At 33.2% G+C, this 22,663-nt stretch carries 23 protein-coding genes and 1 tRNA gene; 12 read left to right on the forward strand and 12 right to left on the reverse strand.

Annotated features, from left to right (window positions below; genetic code table 11):
- Positions 1 to 73 precede the first annotated feature (73 nt).
- Together VP395_RS11130 and VP395_RS11135 are read right to left on the reverse strand one after the other, a co-directional pair.
- Positions 74 to 1,168: a BT_3928 family protein gene (locus VP395_RS11130; protein WP_346242087.1), complete on the reverse strand. Its 1,095-nt coding sequence runs from the start codon at positions 1,166 to 1,168 to the stop codon at positions 74 to 76.
- A gap of 1 nt (position 1,169) precedes the next feature.
- Complete coding sequence (locus tag VP395_RS11135; protein ID WP_346242088.1) at positions 1,170 to 1,706, reverse strand: DUF1599 domain-containing protein; 537 nt, start codon at positions 1,704 to 1,706, stop codon at positions 1,170 to 1,172.
- A gap of 201 nt (positions 1,707 to 1,907) precedes the next feature.
- Between VP395_RS11135 and folP the strand changes: the two genes are divergently transcribed.
- From folP to VP395_RS11150, 3 genes are read left to right on the forward strand one after another with little or no spacing between them, the layout of a single operon-like run.
- Positions 1,908 to 2,732, forward strand: coding sequence for a dihydropteroate synthase (gene folP / locus VP395_RS11140; RefSeq protein WP_346242089.1), 825 nt, complete (start codon positions 1,908 to 1,910; stop codon positions 2,730 to 2,732).
- Between the two features lies 1 nt (position 2,733).
- Positions 2,734 to 3,411, forward strand: coding sequence for a hypothetical protein (locus VP395_RS11145; RefSeq protein ID WP_346242090.1), 678 nt, complete (start codon positions 2,734 to 2,736; stop codon positions 3,409 to 3,411).
- 36 nt (positions 3,412 to 3,447) lie between these two features.
- Positions 3,448 to 4,233: a diadenylate cyclase gene (locus VP395_RS11150; protein ID WP_346242091.1), complete on the forward strand. Its 786-nt coding sequence runs from the start codon at positions 3,448 to 3,450 to the stop codon at positions 4,231 to 4,233.
- Here the strand turns inward: VP395_RS11150 and VP395_RS11155 are convergent.
- Both VP395_RS11155 and truA read right to left on the reverse strand, forming a co-directional pair.
- Positions 4,230 to 6,002: an ABC transporter ATP-binding protein gene (locus VP395_RS11155; protein WP_346242092.1), complete on the reverse strand. Its 1,773-nt coding sequence runs from the start codon at positions 6,000 to 6,002 to the stop codon at positions 4,230 to 4,232. The genes VP395_RS11150 and VP395_RS11155 overlap by 4 nt on opposite strands.
- Positions 5,995 to 6,744 (reverse strand): tRNA pseudouridine(38-40) synthase TruA, encoded by a 750-nt coding sequence (gene truA / locus VP395_RS11160; protein ID WP_346242281.1) that lies wholly within the window; start codon positions 6,742 to 6,744, stop codon positions 5,995 to 5,997. The genes VP395_RS11155 and truA overlap by 8 nt, the downstream gene beginning before the upstream one ends.
- A gap of 150 nt (positions 6,745 to 6,894) precedes the next feature.
- Here truA and VP395_RS11165 point away from each other — a divergent pair, with 150 nt between their 5' ends.
- Together VP395_RS11165 and VP395_RS11170 are read left to right on the forward strand one after the other, a co-directional pair.
- Positions 6,895 to 7,386: a metallophosphoesterase family protein gene (locus VP395_RS11165; protein ID WP_346242093.1), complete on the forward strand. Its 492-nt coding sequence runs from the start codon at positions 6,895 to 6,897 to the stop codon at positions 7,384 to 7,386.
- Positions 7,387 to 7,665: 279 nt separating this feature from the next.
- Positions 7,666 to 8,094 (forward strand): FKBP-type peptidyl-prolyl cis-trans isomerase, encoded by a 429-nt coding sequence (locus VP395_RS11170; protein WP_346242094.1) that lies wholly within the window; start codon positions 7,666 to 7,668, stop codon positions 8,092 to 8,094.
- A 289-nt stretch (positions 8,095 to 8,383) separates the two neighbouring features.
- Here VP395_RS11170 and VP395_RS11175 read toward each other — a convergent pair whose 3' ends face one another.
- Positions 8,384 to 8,794: a DUF4293 domain-containing protein gene (locus VP395_RS11175; protein ID WP_346242095.1), complete on the reverse strand. Its 411-nt coding sequence runs from the start codon at positions 8,792 to 8,794 to the stop codon at positions 8,384 to 8,386.
- Positions 8,795 to 8,990: 196 nt separating this feature from the next.
- On the opposite strand from VP395_RS11175, the gene rho reads away from it, so the two are divergent.
- Positions 8,991 to 10,643 carry a transcription termination factor Rho gene (gene rho, locus VP395_RS11180; protein ID WP_346242096.1) on the forward strand — a complete coding sequence of 551 codons (1,653 nt, stop codon included), beginning with the start codon at positions 8,991 to 8,993 and terminating at the stop codon, positions 10,641 to 10,643.
- Positions 10,644 to 10,731: 88 nt separating this feature from the next.
- Here the strand turns inward: rho and VP395_RS11185 are convergent, their stop codons facing one another.
- From VP395_RS11185 to proS, 4 genes are all read right to left on the reverse strand, one after another.
- Positions 10,732 to 11,085 (reverse strand): hypothetical protein, encoded by a 354-nt coding sequence (locus VP395_RS11185; protein WP_346242097.1) that lies wholly within the window; start codon positions 11,083 to 11,085, stop codon positions 10,732 to 10,734.
- 206 nt (positions 11,086 to 11,291) lie between these two features.
- Positions 11,292 to 11,543, reverse strand: a complete 252-nt coding sequence (gene rpsT / locus VP395_RS11190) for a 30S ribosomal protein S20 (RefSeq protein WP_132218587.1) — start codon at positions 11,541 to 11,543, stop codon at positions 11,292 to 11,294.
- 28 nt (positions 11,544 to 11,571) lie between these two features.
- Positions 11,572 to 11,643, reverse strand: a tRNA-Glu gene (locus VP395_RS11195).
- A gap of 173 nt (positions 11,644 to 11,816) precedes the next feature.
- Positions 11,817 to 13,295, reverse strand: coding sequence for a proline--tRNA ligase (proS, locus tag VP395_RS11200; RefSeq protein WP_346242098.1), 1,479 nt, complete (start codon positions 13,293 to 13,295; stop codon positions 11,817 to 11,819).
- Between the two features lie 99 nt (positions 13,296 to 13,394).
- On the opposite strand from proS, the gene VP395_RS11205 reads away from it, so the two are divergent.
- The 5 genes from VP395_RS11205 to yidD all read left to right on the forward strand — a co-directional run bounded on the left by VP395_RS11205 (position 13,395) and on the right by yidD (position 18,738).
- Positions 13,395 to 14,531, forward strand: a complete 1,137-nt coding sequence (locus VP395_RS11205; RefSeq protein WP_346242099.1) for a hypothetical protein — start codon at positions 13,395 to 13,397, stop codon at positions 14,529 to 14,531.
- Positions 14,532 to 14,560: 29 nt separating this feature from the next.
- Complete coding sequence (locus VP395_RS11210; protein ID WP_346242100.1) at positions 14,561 to 16,069, forward strand: outer membrane protein transport protein; 1,509 nt, start codon at positions 14,561 to 14,563, stop codon at positions 16,067 to 16,069.
- A 171-nt stretch (positions 16,070 to 16,240) separates the two neighbouring features.
- Positions 16,241 to 16,918 (forward strand): GTP cyclohydrolase I FolE, encoded by a 678-nt coding sequence (gene folE, locus VP395_RS11215; RefSeq protein WP_346242101.1) that lies wholly within the window; start codon positions 16,241 to 16,243, stop codon positions 16,916 to 16,918.
- A gap of 21 nt (positions 16,919 to 16,939) precedes the next feature.
- On the forward strand, positions 16,940 to 18,421 hold the full coding sequence (gene cysS / locus VP395_RS11220) for a cysteine--tRNA ligase (RefSeq protein ID WP_346242102.1): 1,482 nt from the start codon (positions 16,940 to 16,942) through the stop codon (positions 18,419 to 18,421).
- Positions 18,422 to 18,516: 95 nt separating this feature from the next.
- Positions 18,517 to 18,738: a membrane protein insertion efficiency factor YidD gene (gene yidD, locus VP395_RS11225; protein WP_346242103.1), complete on the forward strand. Its 222-nt coding sequence runs from the start codon at positions 18,517 to 18,519 to the stop codon at positions 18,736 to 18,738.
- 6 nt (positions 18,739 to 18,744) lie between these two features.
- Here the strand turns inward: yidD and VP395_RS11230 are convergent, their stop codons facing one another.
- Both VP395_RS11230 and VP395_RS11235 read right to left on the reverse strand, forming a co-directional pair.
- Positions 18,745 to 19,257, reverse strand: coding sequence for a DUF6702 family protein (locus VP395_RS11230; RefSeq protein WP_346242104.1), 513 nt, complete (start codon positions 19,255 to 19,257; stop codon positions 18,745 to 18,747).
- A gap of 10 nt (positions 19,258 to 19,267) precedes the next feature.
- Positions 19,268 to 19,849, reverse strand: coding sequence for a HupE/UreJ family protein (locus VP395_RS11235; RefSeq protein ID WP_346242105.1), 582 nt, complete (start codon positions 19,847 to 19,849; stop codon positions 19,268 to 19,270).
- Positions 19,850 to 19,949: 100 nt separating this feature from the next.
- On the opposite strand from VP395_RS11235, the gene VP395_RS11240 reads away from it, so the two are divergent.
- A complete protein-coding gene (locus VP395_RS11240) occupies positions 19,950 to 21,092 on the forward strand; it encodes a hypothetical protein (protein ID WP_346242106.1) in 1,143 nt (380 codons plus the stop codon).
- 45 nt (positions 21,093 to 21,137) lie between these two features.
- On the opposite strand, the gene VP395_RS11245 is transcribed toward VP395_RS11240, so the two are convergent.
- The gene (locus tag VP395_RS11245; protein ID WP_346242107.1) at positions 21,138 to 22,601 is read right to left on the reverse strand and encodes an aminoacyl-histidine dipeptidase; all 1,464 of its coding nucleotides are present in this window, start codon (positions 22,599 to 22,601) and stop codon (positions 21,138 to 21,140) included.
- Between the last annotated feature and the right edge of the window lie 62 nt (positions 22,602 to 22,663).

Below are 22,663 nucleotides of genomic sequence, written 5' to 3' on the forward strand. Positions count from 1 at the left end.
TTGGTGTTTGGTGTTTGGTGTTTGGTGTTTGGTGTTTGGCTAAAATAACTTTTAAACTTTTAACTTTTCTACTTTATAACTTTAATTCATCAATATCATTCCAATGTACTTTTTGCTTTATGGTGCCTTTATCTAACTCTAAAATTCCAGGGTTTGAGCGCACTACGGTTTTTAGGGCTTTTTCGTCACATAGATACCAAGTGAAATTCAATTTATAAAGTTTATTTATTTTCTGTTTATCATCTTCACCCGATGCTGTTAAGCCAATTACTTTATAACCTTTTTTCAAAGCAGAATCAGACATGGCTTTTAACTTTTCTGCACCCTCTTTTTCCATAGTTCCTAAATTGTAGGCAACTACAATAATTAGGTTTTCTTCTGAAAGAAATTGTTGGGTTAAATCTTCTTCATCACTTTCTATTGAAAAATCTACTACAGGAGGTTTGTATCCTTCATCTATAATTTTAGTTTCAACACTTATAAAATCACCTGCTACCTCTGGATATGAACCATCAGTGGTTATTACTTGTTCTTCACCATTAACCTTAAATTTCCAATAGTACTCAACAACGGGTTTTTGAGCGCCCTCTGGCGTAGACATACCTTCTAAAATATTATTCCCAATTTTATAGGGCCTAAAATCTACCACAGGTAGATGCATAAGTACGTGATACCCCAACCAAAAACTAAAAATAAAACTCAAAAGTGCCAAAATAGTAGTTTGTAAACTACCAAAAACAGGTTTTACATACTTTAATCCAATAAATAAAACAAGGATTAAAACTAATAAAATAACATCTTTGGTAAAGCTTTCCCATGGAGTTAGCTTTAAAGCATCACCAAAGCAGCCACAATCTTTAACTTTATCAAAATACGCCGAATAAAAAGTTAAGAACGTAAAGAACACAATCATACCCATCAAACTCCAAACTGTGAATTTTGGTTTATATCCAATAATTAAAAACACACCTAAAACCACTTCAAAAACAACCACTAATACCGAAATAATTAAGGCATACGGCTCTAATGACGGCATATTTAAAACATCTACACTAAAGTATTCTTGTAATTTATATGAAAAACCAAGCGGGTCGTTAAGTTTAATTAAACCTGAAATGATGAACAAAACACCTACTAAAATTCTTGATAAGCTTACTAATATTCTCATGTTATTCTGTTAAATGAATCATAGCAAAAACAGCATAATTAATCATATCTTGGTAATTAGCATCAATACCTTCACTAACCAATGTTTTGCCTTTGTTGTCTTCAATTTGTTTAACGCGTAATAGTTTTTGTAAAATCAAATCAGTCAAACTGCTTACGCGCATATCCCGCCATGCTTCGCCATAATCGTGGTTTTTATCTTCCATTAATTTTTTGGTAATGGCCACATGTTTTTCATATAATTCGGTAGCTTCAATGGCTGATAGATCAGGTTGCTCCACCACCCCTTTTTCCAACTGAATTAAAGCCATAATACAATAATTTATAATACCAATAAACTCACTAACCTCGCCCTCGTCGACCTTTCTAACGGCATTTTGTTGTAATCCTCGAATACGTTGCGCTTTGATAAAAATTTGATCGGTAAGTGATGGCAAGCGCAAGATACGCCAAGCACTTCCATAATCGGACATTTTTTTTTTGAATAAACTTTTACAGGTAGCTATAACGGCATCGTATTGTTTTGAAGTATCTTGCATGTAATAAAATGAATTTTGCGTAAATTTCGCTTAAATAGTTCAAAGTTCAAAGTTGAAAGTTCAATTGTTTTTTAAACTTACTACGAATACACAAATAATTGTTTTTTTAGCACAAAACCAATGCTGAATTCTTAATTTTGAGAGCTTTTTAAATTTACTTCAAACCCAAAAAACGTTCGTCCGTTAGTAGCATAAAAAAATATGACCATTAATTGCAAAGGAAATCTTATTGATTTATTATCACCAAAAGTGATGGGTATTTTAAATATTACCCCCGATTCGTTTTACGATGGTGGCCATTTTAAAAATGAAACTGCCATTTTAAATCATGTTGAATCAATGCTGAATCAAGGTGCTTCCTTTATAGACATAGGTGCTTATAGTTCGCGACCCAATGCCGATTTTGTAAGTGAATCTATTGAACTACAACGCATATTACCTATTATTGAAACGGTTTTAAAACACTTCCCAAAAGCATTAATCTCCATTGACACGTTTAGAAGCGCCGTTGCAAAACAGTGTATTGAAGCTGGTGCTGCTTTGGTAAATGATATTTCTGCTGGAAAATTAGATAAAAACATGTTGCAAACCGTGGCTAATTTGCATGTACCTTATATTATGATGCACATGGAAGGCACACCACAAACAATGCAACAACACACCAATTACTCCAATTTAACCAAAGATATTCTATTTTATTTTTCTGAACGAATTGCATTAGCAAAATCATTAGGAATTGTTGATATTGTTATAGACCCAGGTTTTGGTTTTGCGAAAAATTTAGAGCAAAATTACGAGTTATTAAACCATTTGGAATTATTTAAAATGATTGAAAAACCTATTTTGGTAGGAGTTTCCAGAAAATCTATGATTTACAAAACTTTAGAAACCACAGCTAATGAAGCACTAAATGGCACAACTGTTTTAAATACCATTGCATTGCAAAAAGGAGCCTCAATTTTACGGGTTCATGATGTAAAAGAAGCCATGGAAACCGTTAAACTTGTTGAATCTTTAAATATTTAACATGCGGTATATTTTAATTTTATATGCATCACTATTTATTTTTTCTTGCGGAAAAGATAAGATGGTTCAACTACCAGAAATAAACCATTCTGAAATCTCTGAAATCAACGATGTTTCCGCTGCTTATTTATTTTATAATGAAACAGAAGTGGACAGTATTGAGTTAAACAGAAAAAACCTGATTAGCACTACTAATTGGTTGGTAAATGTGGACAAACGTTTAACATTAAAACAAGTCATTCCTAAAATTAAATTTCTGCAAGAAAAGAAACAAAAGTCTGAACATAAAAATGAAAATGCTAAAAACTATTTTACCTGTAATGATATAAGCAAAAAGGATTTAGGGTTTATTGAGTTTACGAATGTGGTTTACAAAATTTATCCTTTTGATGAAAAGCCTCCCGATTCGTTGTATATTAATATTTCTATTAATTTTAAATCTTTAGAGTCTATTACTATTATAAGTTCGGATGGTTTTTGTGGAAATTTGTTAACCTTCAATTGGAAGGATTTCTCTAATAAATTTAATGATTTTGGTTTTGATAAATCTACAAATCCAATAGATATCATTTTTGATGAAAATTTATTATTTCAAGATTATATAACTTTCAAGGTTTTTTTAGAAAAGATGAAAAGAAATAATATATCAATATCAAACGAAGAAATAATTTCCAATTAACCATATTTTACTAAATTTACCAAAACCCATATTATCTTGGAAATTTTTAATGACCTTTTAAAACTCTCTGCAGTTGATATTATAGATGTTATTTTAGTAGCGCTGCTACTCTACTATATTTACAAACTTGTTAAAGGTACTGTAGCCATTAATATTTTTATTGGCATCATCATTATTTATTTGGTTTGGCAACTTACCAATTTCTTAAACATGGAACTGCTTTCGGGAATTTTTGGTGGGTTTATGAAAGTGGGAATCATTGCTTTAATAGTTGTTTTTCAACCTGAAATTAGAAAGTTTTTATTGATGGTTGGTTCAACTAATTTTAGCAAACGCGGGAAAATTTTCAAACAATTCAAATTCTTAAAAACCGAAACTAGCGACGAAACCAATGTAGATGCTGTTTTATCAGCTTGTATTAAAATGGGAAACTCCAGAACTGGTGCATTAATTGTTTTTGAACGTAATAATAATCTAGATTTTTTAAGTGCTAGTGGTGATGAAATGAATATAAAAGTAACACAACCTATTATTGAAAGCATCTTTTTTAAAAACAGTCCGTTACATGATGGGGCTATTATAGTGAGCAATAATATTGTAAAAGCAACGCGTGTTATTCTACCTTTAAATAACGAAAAAGTGATTCCAAAACGGTTTGGTTTACGCCATAGAGCGGCCATTGGAGTTACTGAAAAAACAGATGCTTTAGCACTTGTTGTTAGTGAAGAAACAGGAAACATCTCTTACTTTAAAGATGGTGAGTTTGTAGTTTTTGAAGACAACACCCAACTTAATTTATTGATTAAAAAAGACTTAGCTTAAATAATCACTTCTTCTTTTAAAAACTGTACTTCATATAAATTCTTATAATACCCATTTTCTTTTTTAAGAAGCTGAGCATGCGTGCCCTCTTCAACAATTTCACCTGCATCCATCACAATAATTTTATCTGCTTTCTTAACAGTGGCCAATCTGTGGGCAATAACAATAGAGGTTCTTCCATTAGTCATTTTATCAGTAGCATTTTGAATGAGTTGTTCAGAATGTGAATCTACAGACGAAGTCGCTTCATCCAAAACCAAAATACTTGGATTAGTAACATAAGCTCTTAAAAACGAAATAAGTTGACGCTGACCGGAAGACAGCATCACCCCGCGCTCTTTCACATTATAATGATAGCCACCTGGTAAACTAACAATAAAATCGTGTACGCCAATTTCTTTAGCTGCTAAAATTACTTCTGCCTCTGTAATTTCAGGATTGTTTAAGGTAATATTATTTAAAATGGTATCGGCAAACAAAAACACATCCTGTAACACCACAGCAATTTGGGTGCGCAACGATGCTAAAGTAATTTCCCTTATATCTATGCTATCAATAGAAATAACGCCATCTTTAATTTCATAAAAACGATTTAATAAATTAATAATGGTCGATTTCCCTGCGCCCGTAGCACCCACAATAGCAACCGTTTCACCTGGTTTTACATCAAAAGACACATCTTTCAAAACATCTTCATCTTCAATATAATTAAAGAACACCTTATCGAAATTTATATTTCCTTTAAAATGTTCTACTATATGTGTGCCTGTATCATCAATATGCGAAGTGGTATCTAAAATTTTAAATACACGGTTTGCTGCCACCATACCCATTTGAAGAGTGTTGAAATTATCTGCCATTTGACGCAACGGCCTAAACAACATCGGGATAAACATTACGAATGCAATCAAATCACCTTGAGAAACTTCTGTTCCTTTTAAAACAACGGTTAAACCTCCATACCAAGCAATTAAACCTATACTTATAGACGATACCAAATCGGCTAACGGAAAGAAAATGGAATTATACCAAACCGTTTTTAACCAACCTTTTTTATGACGCTCATTAATATCAACAAAGTTTTTATAATCAATTTTCTCGCGTGTAAACAGATGCAAAATTTTCATGCCTGTTATGCGCTCTTGCACAAAAGAATTTAGGTTTGAGACTTCATTTCTAACTTCTTCAAAAGCCACTTTCATATACTTTTGAAAAATTCTGGTGGCATACATTAATAATGGCAGCATAATAAAAACGATTAAACTCAAGCGCCAGTTAATGTAAACCATCACACTAAAAACAACAATCATGGCGAGTAAGTCTCTAAAAATGGTAAATAATCCTTGACCAAAAATATCGGCAATACGTTCCATATCGGTAACTGAGCGGGTTATTAAAACACCTACTGAAGAATTATCGTAATACTTCATTTTAAAACTCAGCAAATGGTTGAACAATTTTACACGCACATCCATTACCAAATTTTGTCCCAACCACGCAGCATAATAAATAAAAGCAAGCTGAAAAATAGTTTGAAAAATTAAAACTCCAAACATGATAACAACGTAAAACAGAAAGCTTTTTTGTTGTTTAACCGCAATACTATTATCAATAGCGTATTTAGTTATGTAAGGTGTTGCTGTTGATAAAATAGCCAACAAAATAACCAAAACAAGTAACCCAAAAAAGATAACCTTGTAGGGTTTTATATACTGAAACAGCCGTTTAAATAATGTGAAATCAAAAATGTTTTCTTTTGCTTTAGTCATTATATTTTATATCGTTTGGATATTCAATTTTGGTTAGATATAAAGCGTGTGCAGGTACAGAAAAACCAGCTTCACTCCTGTTTTTAGAATTTATAATGGCGTGCAAATCTTCAACTTGTAATTTTCCTAAACCAACCTGCACCATTGTGCCAACAATGGCACGTACCATATTTCTCAAAAAACGATCTGCTTTTATTATAAAGTGTAGTTCATCATTATCAAAAAACCATTCTGCTTCCATAATATCGCAATAATACGTTTTTACATCGGTATTTACTTTTGAAAAACATTGAAAATCTTTATACTGAAATAGAATTTTTGAAGCTTCTTTCATTTTATCAACATCCAAATCTTGCTTTACGTAATAAGCAGTATCAAAATTAAATACGTTTTTTTTCAACGTAATTCTATAGAGATACATTCTACTTAAGGCGTTGAAACGCGCATGTGCATCTGCTTTTACTTTAAAAACAGTATGAACAGCAATATCCTTTGGTAAAAAGGAATTGAGTTTAAAAGTTAAATCATCTACTTCAAATTCAACATCCGTATCAAAATGCGCAAACATTTGTATGGCGTGAACTCCTGTATCCGTTCTGCCCGCTCCCATAATAGAAACAGTTTCTTTTAAAAGTAATGACAATGCATTTTCAATAACTTCTTGTACAGATATTGCTTTAGGCTGATTTTGCCAACCATGATAGGCACTGCCATTATAAGAAAGTTCTATAAAATATCGCAATTTGTTTTTATACTTTTGTTGAAAAAGCAAATATAGACAGTTTTGTTGTTCCTGCGAAATCGAAGATTCACGAATTCCATATAATAAAAATAAGAATTTATGAGTAAGGCAACAATCTTAATTATATATTAAAAGATTACAATAAAATTAATGACAAAAATACTTTTACTTTCCGATACGCATAGTTATATAGATGACGCTATTTTAAAATACGTAAAACAAGCCGATGAAGTTTGGCATGCAGGTGATATTGGCGATTTAAAAGTAAGTGATGCCATAAAAGAGCTGAAACCGTTGCGAGCTGTTTATGGAAATATTGACGAGGCTAAAATTAGAGGCGAATTCCCCGAAAACAATCGGTTTATGTGCGAAGGGGTCGATGTTTGGATAACCCATATAGGTGGTTACCCAGGTGCTTATAACGTAAGAGTTCGAGAAGACATTAGAGCTAACCCTCCAAAACTATTTATTTGTGGGCATTCACACATTTTAAAAGTGATGCCTGATAAAAAGCTGAATTTACTACACATAAATCCGGGTGCTGTTGGCAAACATGGATTTCATAAAGTGCGTACGATGCTTCGTTTTACTATCGATGGTACTAAAATTGATAATTTGGAAGTGATTGAGTTTCCTAAGTAGTTTATAAATCTTTTATTTACGTTATCCCTTTATCGAATCTCACTAAAAACCTTATTCTTTACGTCATGGCGAGGTACGAAGCCTTCTCATGAGTTAGAGTTAATAATAAAAAGATTGCTTCGTGCCTCGCAATGACTAATAATTCAACTTTTTAAGTCAGTTTCCTCATCTTTAATGTTAATATTCCCATAAATAACAGCATTAATTGGCTCAAATTATGCTGTTCTATTCATTAATTGTAGTTTTGTGGCTATTTAAAAATAGAAAACATAATTATTTATGAGTCAAGTAAAAGAGAATGATACTGTAAGAGTTCATTACACAGGAAAATTAAGCAATGGCCAAATTTTTGACAGTTCTTTAGAAAGAGAACCGTTAGAAATAACTTTAGGACAAGGCATGTTGATTCCTGGTTTTGAAAAAGGCATGGTAAACATGAAGGTTAATGAAAAAAAAACAATTAATATTCCTGTTGCTGAAGCTTACGGCGAGGTACAAAAAGAATTGTTTCACGAAGTAAAAAGAGATCAATTACCACAGGACATGGCACCTGAAGTTGGTATGGGATTAGCTTCAAAAAACCCTGATGGATCTGAAGTGCAATTTCGCGTAGCAGAAGTTCATGAAGAACACATCATTATAGATGCTAACCACCCATTAGCAGGGCAAGATTTAACGTTCGATTTAGAACTTGTTGAAATAAAATAGTCTTTTACTTCGGTAAAAGTTTAAAAAGTCTGGAAAATTTCCAGACTTTTTTGTTTATGTAAATTGGGTTTTAACTCTTGCTTTCGCAGAAATACCGGCACATTGATTAAAGGTTTAAACAGGCGGATAGTTGCGTTAGGGATAGAAGTGGAAAGCCCACAGCGACGTAGGAGCGCGGACTTGTAACGGATAGCCCGACCCTTTAGGGTAAACGCCCAAATTATAAAAATAAAAAACCCAAAGCTTTCACTTTGGGTTTTAACGCACTAATACTACTAAGATGTTAGGTTTATCGCAATCGATCTACAGATTTTACGAGTTCTTCGTCCTTCTTGATGGCCTTATTGGCTAAAGCCAATAACACGATAGAAACAATAGGAAGAAGCATCCCAATACCTTTCTCAGAAACCGCCGTTTCTCCAGATACATTTAGAGATTGATACACAAAAAATCCTAGTAAAATAAAGTTTAATATGATGTTAAGTCGACCCAACATAAATTGAGACTTCCTGTTTTTATACTTAAATATGGTAATTATAGATAATAATGCCGACCCAAGAAACATGCTTAAATACAACAAATTATCTTTTGCATATACTATTACATCGGCATTGGTTACCCATAAATGCAATACAAATATTAACCCAGCGGATATTATTGCTGCGATTAAAAGGTAAACCGTTTGGATGCGTTGTAACATATAAATGTAAAATACTAGATGGCAAAAATAATAGTTTCTTTTGTAAAATAAATGCAAAAAATTAAAATAAAGTTGTATAATTGCAGTAATAATTCTCAACAACCACTAAGAGAGGTTGTTAATTCTTCAGAATAAAATTCATTTTTTTTCAGAATAACTCAAATTTTTATTCAAAATACATTTATATTAAACATCAATGTTTGAAATTTCACAATTAAACGAAAAGAAGCTCTCTGACTTACAGGAGATTGCACAAAAATTGAACGTCCCAAAGTATCGTTCGTTAAAAAAAGCAGATTTAGTTTATCAAATACTAGATCATCAAGCTACCAACCCAAAAGCTGTAGCAGCTGTAACAGAACCAACACCACAACCTACAGTTAATACTCCTGAAAAAAAGGAAACAAAAAGACCTAGACAACGCGTTGTAAAGCCTGTTAAAAATACGCCCATAAAACAACAAGAGCAAAAACCTATAGTTGAAAAAGCAGCCTCTTCTGTTGAAAAAACAGAGAAAGCGCCTCAAGAAACTAAACAAACTGTTAATGCTCCTAAACCTAGAGTTCAGAATGAGCGCACCAATGACAATCAACAAAAACCAGCTAATCAAAAAAGAGAACACAACCAGAATCAGCCTCAAAAAAATCAACATAAAAACCAAAAGAACGGTAACGTTAATGTTGACGCGGGAAATAAAGACACTAGAAATCGTTACCGCGAGCCAGATTATGAATTTGATGCTATTATTGAAAGCGAAGGTGTTTTAGATGTTATGCAAGATGGCTATGGTTTTTTACGTTCATCAGATTACAATTATTTATCTTCTCCTGATGATATTTATGTATCGCAATCACAAATCAGACTTTTTGGTTTGAAAAAAGGAGATACCGTTCTTGGAAACGTAAGACCTCCAAAAGAAGGTGAGAAATACTTCCCATTAATTAAGGTAATAAGAATTAATGGACAAAAACCTGAGGTTGTTAGAGACCGTGTGTCTTTCGAACATTTAACACCATTATTTCCTAAAGAGAAATTCAATTTAGCTGAAAAGCAAAGCACTATTTCTACACGAATTATGGATTTGTTTTCACCAATTGGAAAAGGACAACGTGGTATGATTGTATCGCAACCAAAAACTGGTAAAACCATGTTACTTAAAGATGTTGCCAATGCTATTGCTGCCAACCATCCTGAAGTATATTTAATGATTTTACTGATTGACGAACGCCCAGAAGAGGTTACCGATATGCAACGTAACGTACGTGGTGAAGTTATTTCTTCAACTTTTGATAAAGAAGCGCACGAACACGTTAAAATTGCCGATATTGTATTAGAAAAAGCAAAACGATTGGTAGAATGCGGACACGATGTAGTGATTCTTTTAGATTCTATTACACGTTTGGCCAGAGCTTACAATACAGTTCAACCTGCTTCTGGTAAAATATTAAGTGGTGGTGTAGATGCTAATGCCTTACACAAACCTAAACGTTTCTTTGGTGCAGCTCGTAATATAGAAAATGGCGGTTCTTTAACCATTATAGCTACGGCCTTAACTGAAACAGGTTCTAAAATGGACGAAGTAATTTTTGAAGAATTTAAAGGTACAGGTAATATGGAGTTACAGTTGGATAGAAAAATCTCTAACCGTCGTATTTTCCCTGCTATCGATTTAACATCATCAAGCACGCGTCGAGACGATTTATTACTAGATGAAAACACCATACAACGCATGTGGGTAATGCGCAAATACCTTGCAGACATGAACCCTGTTGAAGCTATGGAGTTCATCAATGATCGTTTTAAACAAACCAGAAACAACGAAGAATTTTTAATATCCATGAATGGATAGCATACTAACTAAACATTAAACTAAACCAAAAAGCCTTAACTAATTTCTGTTAAGGCTTTTTAATTATTAATTCAGAAATGACTTCTAACTAATATTGATTTAAAAGATCTCTATACTCTTTTAAGTCTGATATATTAATTTTGTTATTCAGATTTTTTATAAGTGCAATTAAGTATTTCAAGCTTTCAACAGGTTCGTTTTCTACGTCATTCCCAACATCTCCATCTTCTTCATCAACAAGCATCGGTATTAAAAAAGAGTTATTCTCCTCAATATGCTCATGAGCAAGTCTTAAAACCTTAACTACTAAAGGAATTTGCTCTTCTAAGGCATAAGCTCTTAACTCTTTAATATCGTTAATTAATGCATCTGTGTTAATACCTGTTTTATCAAGATCATTCAGGATTTTATCAATTAATTTGTGTGCTGCTTTATTTTCCAAAAGGGTAATATTTATGTGAATAATTTATTTATTGTATTTGCAAATTTAGATTTTTAGAAATCAAATACGGCTATTTATTCTATGATTTTACATTTTATTTTAACTAATCAAATAATTCTACAGACACTGCCATATGCATAAAAAAAGTTCATAAAAAAAGCTTCTCGATATGGAGAAGCTTTTAAATACTTTTAAAAATGAAAGTTTTAAAGCGCAGCAATATGCTTAGCTAAACCAGATTTAAGGTTAGCCGCTTTATTGAAATGAATAACATTTTTCTTAGCTAATCTATCTAACATAGAAACTACAGAAGGAAATAATGCCTCAGCTTCTTTCTTATCAGTTAACTCACGTAATTTTTTAATAGCATTACGAGTTGTTTTATGCTGATATTTATTAACCAAACGCTTAGCTTCGTTACTTCTTATTCTTTTTAATGCTGACTTATGATTTGCCATTTTATACTTTATTTTTTTTTAAAAATTGTAGCCCGTAGGGGAATCGAACCCCTCTTACCAGGATGAAAACCTGGCGTCCTAGCCGATAGACGAACGGGCCATTTGTTTTTTGAGTGTGCAAAGATAAATTTAATTTTTAAATGTACAACTTAAAAATTTAAAATTTGCTCAACTATTTTTTCAAATAACTTACAACGTTTCCATTGCGGATGCAAAAATACAACTATTTTTAAATGTCACAATAGCTACGCAAACTTTTTTAAAAAAAAATTATTAGTATGCTTTTGCAAACAAAACCCTGCCTTTTGAAGGCTTTCCTGAATGTATGCAGACTCCTTTTTCCTCCTTCATTTCCAAAGGAATACATCTAATTGTTGCTTTTGTAAGTTCTTTTATCTTTTCTTCAGTTTCGTTAGTACCATCCCAATGTGCAGAAACAAATCCTGTCTTTTTCTCTAAAACATCTTTAAATTCTTCAAAAGAATTCACCTCAGTAATATGACTATCTCTGAAATCCAATGCTTTTTTAAATAATGCCTCTTGAATTTCTTTTAGCAAACTTTCAACTGTTTGGGTTAAATTATTTAAAGCAACTACTTCTTTTGTTAAAGTATCGCGTCTTGCTAGTTCAACCGTACCGTTTTGTAAATCTTTTGGTCCTATAGCTATACGTAAAGGCACGCCTTGCAATTCGTGTTGAGCAAATTTAGCACCAGGGCGTTGCGTATCTCTATCATCAAACTTAACCGTGATACCTTTAGCTCTTAATTCACTTTGAATACTTTTAGCTACTTTCGAAACAGCATCAAACTCTTCATCACTCTTATATATAGGAACAATAACCACTTGGTTTGGCGCTAAGCTTGGTGGCAACACCAATCCGTTATCATCACTATGCGTCATAATTAAAGCACCCATTAAACGGGTAGAAACTCCCCAAGAAGTTGCCCAAACATAATCTTGTTTACCTTCTTTATTGGCAAACTTAACATCAAAAGCTTTAGCAAAGTTCTGCCCTAAAAAATGCGAAGTTCCCGCTTGCAACGCCTTTCCATCTTGCATTAATGCTTCAATACAAAACGTTTCGTCTGCACCTGCGAAACGCTCACTCTCGGTTTTCACACCTTGTACCACAGGAATTGCCATGAAGTTTTCAGCAAACGTTGCATATACATTATTCATCAATCTAGCTTCCGCCATGGCCTCTGCTTTGGTTTGATGGGCAGTATGCCCTTCTTGCCATAAAAATTCTGCGGTACGCAAAAATAAGCGGGTTCGCATTTCCCAACGTACCACATTAGCCCATTGGTTTATTAATATGGGTAAATCTCTGTAAGATTGAATCCAGTTTCTATAAGTATTCCAAATAATAGCTTCACTTGTTGGGCGCACTATTAATTCTTCTTCAAGTTTTGCTTCTGGGTCTACACGTAATTTACCAGGTTTATCTGGATCGGCTTGTAATCTGTAATGTGTTACAATAGCGCATTCTTTTGCAAATCCTTCAGCGTTTTTTTCTTCAGCTTCAAATAAACTTTTTGGCACAAATAATGGAAAATAGGCGTTTTGATGGCCTGTTTCTTTAAACATTTTATCCAATTCTGCCTGCATTTTTTCCCAAATAGCATATCCATAAGGTTTAATTACCATACAACCACGAACCGCCGAATTCTCTGCTAGGTCTGCTTTAACAACCAATTCGTTATACCATTTGGAATAATCTTCCGCCCTACTAGTAAGTTTTTTACTCATATATGTGTTTTGGCACAAATATTGTGCTTATGTTAAATAAAAAAATAGTTCAGCAAAACTAACTATTTTTGTTATGTTCAACAATAAAAATCAAGAGATATGCAATTAAATACCTACTTAATAAAAAAAATGCCATACTTGGCAATTCTTAGCTTAGTATTTAGCTTATACTCATGTGGTTCATATCAATATGTTGGTGTAGATAATGACGGTATTTATGGTAGCACAACTAGAACCGTACAGTATGAAGAAACCGTTGTTGAAGTACCTCAGAATTCAAACAGTAATTATTACCAAAATTACTTTAAGAATAAATCTTTGGAAACAGAGTACATGACATCTAACAACGAGATTTTTACCGATATAGATGCTTATGAGGGTAACAACTATAATGAAAATGATTCTTTAACTAATAACTACCAAGGTTACGGAGGCTGGGGACAAACGAACACCAATGTTACCATAAACTATGTAAATAGCGGTTGGAATAACTGGGGTTGGAATGATCCATTTATGTATGGCTGGGGATGGAATAATCGCTGGAACAGAGGATGGAATACTTGGGGCTATTACGACCCGTATTGGAATTCAGGATTTTACGGTGGTTTTTACAATAGTTGGGGTTACAACCCTTGGGGTTATGGATATTATGGCAATCCTTATAGATACTATGGATATAATAGGTATAATAATTATGGGTTTTACGGGAATAACGGCTATTACAATAGACGTAATGTATCTTACAGCACCAGTAGAAGAGGCAGCAATTATAGCAGCAACTCTGGAAGCTTAAGTAGCAATAATAATTATAGCACTTCTAGAAGAGGCAATACGGTTAATTCTGGAAACACTTCGAAGTACAACACTTCCAGAAGAAGTAGTGTGAACACTAGTTCACCAAATTCAGCCTATAATTCGAGACAAAACAATTCTAACGGAACACGTGTTTATTCAAATACCCAAAGAAGAACAACATACAGTACTCCTTCTGCGAATTCTACTACCAGATCATCTTCTACTTCCACAGTAAGACGAAGCTCTGGAAACACTTATACACCTTCAAACAGTAATAATTCACGAAGAACATACTCGAGCCCCTCTTCATCAAGCAATTCTACTTATACGCCTAGTAGAAGCTCTAGTGCTTCTTCAAGCAACAGTAGTTCAAGATCTTCAAGCGGCAGTTCTGGAAGTAGCAGAAGTTCTGGTTCCTCAAGTGGAGGCGGAAGACGTTGATAAATCTCAAAAAACAAAAAAAATACACTATGAAAAAGTTAAACCTACTATTTATAGGCATGCTATCGGTGTGCTCATTAAACGCACAAGATATAAGTGATGCGTTGCGCTACTCGCAAAGTGAAATTCAAGGAACCGCTCGTTTCAGAGCCTTAAGTGGTGCTTTTGGAGCCTTGGGTGGCGACATGAGTGCTGTTAGCATAAACCCTGCAAGTTCTGCTGTGTTTAGCCAAAGTCATGCTTCTTTCACCTTATCGAATGTTGACACTTCAATCGACACCCAATATTTTAACGGGTTTACCACAAGTAACACTTCCAATTTTGATATCAATCAAGGAGGTGCTGCCTTTGTTTTTGAAAGTAGAAATAATTCGCCTTGGAGAAAATTTTCAATAGGTGTTGCGTATGACAGAACAAACAATTATGATGATAATTGGAATGCGGTAGGAACCAACCCAAACAATCAATCAATCGATTTATATTTTTTAAATTATGCTGATGGAAAACGATTGGACCAAATTTCCACTTTACCTGGTGAAACTTTAGCTGATGCCTATACTGATATTGGTAATGTTTATGGTTTTGCACATCAACAAGCTTTTTTAGGTTTCGAATCTTATATTTTAGAACCAGATGCTGATGATGATGCCAACACTACATACTTTTCAAATTTAGTAGATGGCAATTTTGAGCATGATTATCTTTATACTTCCACAGGATACAATGGTAAAATATCTTTTAATATGGCTACCCAATATGAAGATAATTTATATTTAGGTTTAAATTTAAATTCTCACTTTATTGATTATCAAAAATCAACATCATTAATTGAAGATACAAGTGCCGGCTCACAAATAACCCGAATAGATTTTGACAATTACTTATCTACTACCGGTAATGGATTCTCATTTCAACTAGGAGGTATCATAAAACTAAGCCCTGAATTTAGATTCGGTGTTGCTTTCGACTCGCCTACTTGGTACTCTATTGAAGAAGAAACAAGTCAAAGCCTTTCAACTTATGACAATGCAAACCCTCCTGTTAGAATAAACCCACAAACAGTAAACGTATATCCACGATACAAACTACAAACACCTTCAAAAATAACAGGAAGTTTAGCTTATGTTTTTGGAACACAAGGTTTATTAAGTTTTGATTATTCTAAAAAAGATTATAGTAAAACAAAGTTTAAACCAGAATCTGACACCTTTTTTGCAGACCAAAACGCAGTAATTAGCAATGCACTTACAGATGCCTCTACTTACAGATTGGGTGGCGAATATAAAATCAAGCAATTTAGTTTAAGAGGCGGTTATCGTTTTGAAGAAAGCCCATATAAAGATGGTGTTACTATAGGCGATTTAACTGGCTACTCGCTAGGTATTGGTTACAATTTTGGAAACACTAAACTTGATGTTACTTTCGATCAAGCGAATCGTACTAATGAAACACCTTTATATAATGTAGGTTTAACCGATGCCGCCGTAATTGACAAAACAAATTCTAACATAACCTTGTCTTTAAGCTTTAATATTTAAATGGGATCTTAAGAATTTTAAAAAGCCTGATTTTTTTTTTTTAAATTCAGGCTTTTGTTTTTTTAAGTCATTCGATTAATAAAAGGAAGCAAATTAATTGTTTGTTAATACAAAACATAAGAAAAGTGTTTTGCTTATCTTTGCAGACCAAAATCGTGATTTAGTTGATAGATGAAAATTGAAAATAACATAGAAGAATTCGAATCTTTAGGAGACGACCACATAGGAACATCGTTTGATACACCATTAAGACGTGATGCTTTCAAACTTTCTAATGAAGAAAAAATAGATATAATCAAGGATGATGTACGCCACATTATGGAAACCCTAGGATTAGATTTAACAGACGACAGTTTAAATGGCACACCAAACCGTGTTGCTAAAATGTTTGTTAAAGAAATTTTTGGAGGTTTGGACCCAAAGAAAAAACCAAGCGCTTCAACTTTCGAAAACAAGTATAAATATGGTGAAATGCTGGTTGAGAAAAACATTACAGTTTACTCAACTTGCGAGCACCATTTATTACCCATAGTTGGGAAAGCTCATATTGCTTATATTTCAAACGGTTCGGTAGTTGGGTTATCTAAAATGAACCGTATCGTAGATTATTACGCAAAACGCCCACAAGTACAAGAGCGCTTAACCATTCAAATTGTAAAAGAACTTCAAGAAGTTTTAAAAACCCAAGATGTAGCTTGTGTTATTGATGCCAAACATTTGTGTGTAAATTCTAGAGGCATTAGAGATGTTGATTGCAGCACCGTAACCTCTGAGTTTGGAGGAAAATTTAAAGAAGAAACTACACGTAGAGAATTTTTAGATTACATCAAGTTAGAAACAAAGTTTTAAACAGCTTAACATTAAACTACAATGCATCTTTTTCCGCAGCATCAAATAAAAATCTACAATTCACTTACTGGTACCAAAGAAAATTTTAAACCTATTAACGAGGGCTATGTAGGCATGTATGTTTGCGGACCAACGGTTTATAGCAATGTGCATTTAGGAAACGTGAGAACTTTTATGTCGTTTGATATGATTTTCCGTTACTTAAAACATCTTGGGTACAAGGTACGCTATGTAAGGAATATAACAGATGCAGGTCATTTAGAAAACGATGCTGATGCTGGTGAAGATAAAATAACCAAAAAAGCTCGTATAGAACAAATAGAACCTATGGAAGTAGTGCAACGCTACACCGTAGATTTCCATAATATATTAAACACGTTCAATTTTTTACCTCCAAGCATCGAGCCTACTGCTACTGGTCATATTATTGAACAAATTGAACTTATTAAAGATATTATTGCTAATGGTTATGCTTATGAAGTAAACGGTTCGGTTTATTTTGATGTTCATAAATTTAATGAAACTAACAATTACGGAAAATTAAGCAAACGTAAATTGGAGGATTTAATTCACAATACAAGAGAATTAGACGGTCAAAGCGATAAAAAAAACCCACAAGATTTTGCCCTTTGGAAAAAAGCGGAACCTCAACACATTATGCGCTGGCCTTCACCTTGGGGTGATGGATTCCCTGGGTGGCATTTAGAATGTACCGCTATGAGCACTAAGTATCTTGGAGATCAATTTGATATTCATGGTGGCGGTATGGATTTAAAATTTCCACACCATGAATGTGAAATCGCTCAAAATGAAGCAGCAAAAGGACAATCGCCAGTAAACTATTGGATGCACGCCAATATGCTGGAGCTGAACGGACAACGCATGTCCAAATCTACCGGAAATACAGTAAATCCAGATGAACTACTTTCAGGAAACAACAACTTCTTTAGTAAAGCATTTGCTCCAAGCGTTATTAGGTTTTTTATTGCACAAGCTCATTATAGAAGTGTACTCGATTTAACAGATGATGGCCTATTGGGAAGCGAAAAAGGCTTTTACAGATTAATGGATGCCATTAATTTATTAGATAGTTTAAAACCTTCAATAACTTCTAGTATTGATATTACATCTTGGAAACAGGCGTGTTATAATGCTATGAATGACGATTTTAATTCACCTATTTTAATCGCTAATTTATTTGAAGCTGTTAAATACATCAATCAAGTTAAAGAAGGAACTGCAACATTAACTGCCGAAGATTTATCACTTTTAAAAGACACCTTAAACATTTTCACTTTTGACATACTAGGTCTAGAAAACGTTACTAAAAAAAATACAGGAACCGACAAATTATCGGGTGCTGTTGATATTTTAATTAGGTTAAGGCAAGATGCTCGCACAAATAAAGATTTTGCTTTATCAGATAAAATTCGTGATGAATTGGCTGAAGCTGGCATTCAACTAAAAGATGGTAAAGAAGGCACAACGTTTTCTGTAAATTAGTTTATGCCGTCATTCTGAAAATTCATTTCAGAATCACATCAAAACATATAGAATCCAATTTGAGCTTGAAACAAGTTCAGGTTAACGAAAGCATCATGAAAAAACTACTCATTGCTCCGTTTTTATTTTTGATAAAAGTGTACCAAATGCTTTTATCCCCATTAACGCCCGCAACATGTAGATACCAACCCACATGCTCGCATTACACCAAAGAGGCACTACAAAAACATGGTTTATTAAAAGGTGGTTGGTTGGCTATAAAACGTATTTTTAGTTGCCATCCTTGGGGTGGAAGTGGTTACGATCCAGTTCCCTAAAAATTATTAAATCCTTTCGGTTCTTATAGGTGCTGTAGCAAAAAACCTTATAATTTGTCTTTTCTCTTGGTTAACGTACAAATGTAATATGTTGGATTGCTTATTAAACGAAGAAAACAATAGGGTGTTTTTAATATTGAAAACATCAAAATTTTGAATATCAGGCACTTCAGATTTAAAACTAACCTGACAAACATTATCTTCAATTTTCGTGATGGAATTCAACTTCAGTTTCAATTTTATTTCACCAAACCTAATCGCTACATTATCCAATATATAGTTATAAATGGTATCCTCCATTTCGTACCCTGGGTTTTCATAGTTAAAAGGTGGCTGAGGATACATTTTACGTAGTTCAGTTTCAAAATCATCAATAAAGAAATTTAAAGTAAGAACACAAGTTTTATGTTGGGTGTCAAAAATTAGCTTGCCAGTAGTCATTTTTATGGCATGCGCATTTACACACCATACTCCAACAAATACTAATACTATAAATAATATATATTTAATATTTTTCAAAACTATTTCTTTAAATTAAAGCTTCAATAATCATGGTTGCGGCAATGCCTCCTCCCGCACCTGAAACAACTAAATTCCAGTCGCGGTGTTGGATAGAAAACACCTTTGTTAATAAGAAATTAATTAACAAAAACAGACCAATAATTACCAATTGTCCAAATTCAATGCCAAGATTAAATGAAAATAATGGCACTATTATCGATTCATCTGAAATACCCATCATCATAGATCGAAAAAAATTAGAGAACCCCATACCATGTATCAATCCAAAAAACAAAGCTAAAAAGTAATTTATCTGTATTTGATTTTTGGAGGTCTGTTTTTTTACAATATTATAAATTGCCGTTAGCAATATCGTAATAGGAATTAAAGTCTCTATAAGTTGTTGATTAACCGAAATAATACTAAGCCCTGAAAGTGCTAGTGTAACAGTATGTCCTATAGTAAAAGCAGTTATTAAAATAAGCGTTTTTTTCCATTGGCTTATTTGATAAACAGCACAAAGTGTAATAATAAAAACTAAGTGATCAATTCCCTGCAAGTCTGTAATATGACTAATACCTTGCTTTAAATAAAACACAAATTCATTCACTTCTTTACAATTATTTTAATTAAGTTGCACTGCAATTTACTCATTTTGCAAAAAAAATAACTGTATTTTACTTTTTAACTTTATAATAATTATTTAAAAAATGAAGGGCGCCTTTATATTTAGTCTACTACTTTATTTTAATATCATGTCGCTTTATGCCCATCGTGAAAAAACATATTACTTATTTGGTAAAATTGGGGAAACAGAGGTCGCTATACAATTAGATGAATACGGTACAGATTGTACAGCTCGTTACATAACCAAAAAAGATAAATATGACAGCATTTTAGAAGGTGAAATATTAGAGAACGGACAATTTAATTTGTATTCAAAACACTGGGACAAAGATAAAAAAACAACAATCATAGATGATTCTGTTTACTTAATTGAAAAAGAAAAAAACATATGGAGCGGAACCTGGAAGTATAAAGATGGAAAAGAAGTGAATTTTGTTTTAACGCCTATTTTAATTGAAGCTTTAAACCATCCTTATACCTCAGCCATAAAAAAACACGTCATTACCCCATTCAATGCCTACAGAACGCAAGACGTCTATTTTACAGATATTAAAAAAGAAAAAATATCAAAAGGAATTTATATAAAACACACCATAGATCCTATTTCTAAAATATCCTTTTTTAGAGTGTTAAACAATCCAAAAAAAAACATAATAGCAGATACTATTAATGATAAGTTAGTGGCTATTCATCTAAATATGATTAATGAAAAATATTCTTGTGTTTATGCTGTTAGTAAAGGAAATTATACTTCTAATTTTGAAGTACATTTTTTAAATCCTCAATTAATTAGCTTCTCAATAAACACACATCAAGCATGCTATGGAGACCAAGGTGAAGACAGTACCGAACATGAAACATTTAAGATGATTGATGCAAAAAAAATCATTTTAGAAGATTTGTATTGGTTTGGAAATAAACCTCAACCTGAATTACAAAAAGGCGAATATGAGTGGTTTCAATATAGATATAAAGAATTTGGTCCCAAAATATTGGCATTGTTAACAGAATTATATCCTGAAAAAATTACTCCCCAAAAACCAATTGAGTGTAATTATAACGATGTTAAGCTTTGGGAATTCCCAGAATGGTATTTCACTCCCAAAGGTCTTTATTTAAAATACCAATCTCAAACCAACAAAAAATGTGATGACAGTACATGGTCTGTAATACCCTATGAAAAATTAAATGGATTTACGACCATGGAGTTTGGATTAATTAAATAATATCTCAATCATTAAACTTAATTAATGATTGAGATATTAATCAAACTAATTTTTTAATGGGATATTACTTAAAATTTCCAGAACAAATTTCCAATATTTTTGAACCGATGAAATTTGAGCACGCTCATCGGGTGAATGGGCTCCTTTAATGTTTGGACCAAAACTAATCATATCCATTTCTGGATAATTCTGCCCAAGAATTCCACATTCTAAACCCGCATGACACGCTGCAACATGTGCTTCTTCCCCATTCATGTCCTTATAAATTTTAGAAAGCACTTTTAAAATAGGTGATTTCATATTGGGTGTCCATCCTGGATAATCGCCCGAAAACTCTACTTCGCAACCTGTTAACTCAAACGTAGAACGTAGTGTATTTGCTAAATCTATTTTAGAACTTTCAACCGAGGAACGTGTTAAGCATCCCACATGAATTTGTCCGTCTTTAACCACTACCCTAGCAATGTTATTAGAAGTTTCAACCAACTCGGGAATATCGGCACTCATTCTATATACCCCGTTTTGAGCCGCATATAAGGCGCGTGTAAAACCTTCTTGAACACCTAAATCCATAATATTCTCAGGTGTTTCACAACTAGAAACCTCAATTTTTAAATCGGGTTCCATGGTTTTTAACTCGGTTTTTATAGTTTCTGCCAATTCGTTAATTTCTGCTACAAACGTTTCTTCATGAATAGCATCTACGGCAACAATAGCTGTGCTTTCTCTAGGAATGGCGTTACGTAAACTACCACCATTAATTTCTGAAATTCGAAGTCCGAAGTTTTCAAAACCATCAAACAATAAGCGATTCATGATTTTATTGGCATTTCCTAAACCTTCATGAATTTGCATTCCGGAGTGTCCACCTTGTAAACCTTTAACCACGATACTAAAACCAATTTTAAATTCGGGTGTTTCTTCTTCTTGATAGGTTCTGGTTGCAGTAACGTCCATTCCGCCAGCACAACCCACACCAATTTCGTCGTCTTCTTCGGTATCTAAATTCAATAAAATATCACCAGAAAGTAAACCTTCTTTTAAACCCATAGCACCCGTCATTCCTGTTTCTTCGTCAATAGTAAACAATGCTTCAATAGCAGGATGCGGTATGTCGGTACTTTCTAAAATTGCCATAATGGTAGCAACGCCCAAACCGTTGTCGGCACCCAAAGTGGTTCCTTTGGCACGAACCCAGTCGCCATCAACATACATTTCTATGCCTTGTGTATTAAAATCGAATTGTGTATCGTTATTTTTTTGATGCACCATATCTAAATGCGATTGCATGACCACAGTAGTTCTGTTTTCCATACCTGCGGTGGCTGGTTTTTTTATAATAACATTTCCAACTTCATCAACAATAGTTTCCAACCCTAAATTTTCTCCAAAGTTTTTTATAAAAGCAATAACGCGTTCTTCTTTTTTTGAAGGTCGTGGTACAGCATTTAAATCGGCAAATTTATTCCAAAGTTGTGTAGGTTGTAGTTGTCTTATTTCTGAATTCATGATGTTAATTTTAGTTTTGCAAAGGTAGCAAAAAGGGACAGACTTTGGCTGTTACTCCTGAT

Source organism: Mariniflexile soesokkakense (assembly GCF_039650365.1).
Lineage (GTDB): Bacteria > Bacteroidota > Bacteroidia > Flavobacteriales > Flavobacteriaceae > Mariniflexile > Mariniflexile soesokkakense.

Coding starts and splice junctions, on each gene's coding strand:
- rho (WP_346242096.1), top strand. CDS start 8,991: ATGTTTGAAATTTCACAATTAAACGAAAAGAAGCTCTCTGACTTACAG.
- VP395_RS11245 (WP_346242107.1), bottom strand. CDS start 22,601: ATGAATTCAGAAATAAGACAACTACAACCTACACAACTTTGGAATAAA.
- rpsT (WP_132218587.1), bottom strand. CDS start 11,543: ATGGCAAATCATAAGTCAGCATTAAAAAGAATAAGAAGTAACGAAGCT.
- yidD (WP_346242103.1), top strand. CDS start 18,517: ATGAAAAAACTACTCATTGCTCCGTTTTTATTTTTGATAAAAGTGTAC.
- VP395_RS11165 (WP_346242093.1), top strand. CDS start 6,895: ATGACAAAAATACTTTTACTTTCCGATACGCATAGTTATATAGATGAC.
- folE (WP_346242101.1), top strand. CDS start 16,241: ATGAAAATTGAAAATAACATAGAAGAATTCGAATCTTTAGGAGACGAC.
- VP395_RS11240 (WP_346242106.1), top strand. CDS start 19,950: ATGAAGGGCGCCTTTATATTTAGTCTACTACTTTATTTTAATATCATG.
- VP395_RS11175 (WP_346242095.1), bottom strand. CDS start 8,794: ATGTTACAACGCATCCAAACGGTTTACCTTTTAATCGCAGCAATAATA.
- VP395_RS11205 (WP_346242099.1), top strand. CDS start 13,395: ATGCAATTAAATACCTACTTAATAAAAAAAATGCCATACTTGGCAATT.
- proS (WP_346242098.1), bottom strand. CDS start 13,295: ATGAGTAAAAAACTTACTAGTAGGGCGGAAGATTATTCCAAATGGTAT.
- VP395_RS11135 (WP_346242088.1), bottom strand. CDS start 1,706: ATGCAAGATACTTCAAAACAATACGATGCCGTTATAGCTACCTGTAAA.
- folP (WP_346242089.1), top strand. CDS start 1,908: ATGACCATTAATTGCAAAGGAAATCTTATTGATTTATTATCACCAAAA.
- VP395_RS11145 (WP_346242090.1), top strand. CDS start 2,734: ATGCGGTATATTTTAATTTTATATGCATCACTATTTATTTTTTCTTGC.
- cysS (WP_346242102.1), top strand. CDS start 16,940: ATGCATCTTTTTCCGCAGCATCAAATAAAAATCTACAATTCACTTACT.
- VP395_RS11130 (WP_346242087.1), bottom strand. CDS start 1,168: ATGAGAATATTAGTAAGCTTATCAAGAATTTTAGTAGGTGTTTTGTTC.
- VP395_RS11155 (WP_346242092.1), bottom strand. CDS start 6,002: ATGACTAAAGCAAAAGAAAACATTTTTGATTTCACATTATTTAAACGG.
- VP395_RS11210 (WP_346242100.1), top strand. CDS start 14,561: ATGAAAAAGTTAAACCTACTATTTATAGGCATGCTATCGGTGTGCTCA.
- VP395_RS11170 (WP_346242094.1), top strand. CDS start 7,666: ATGAGTCAAGTAAAAGAGAATGATACTGTAAGAGTTCATTACACAGGA.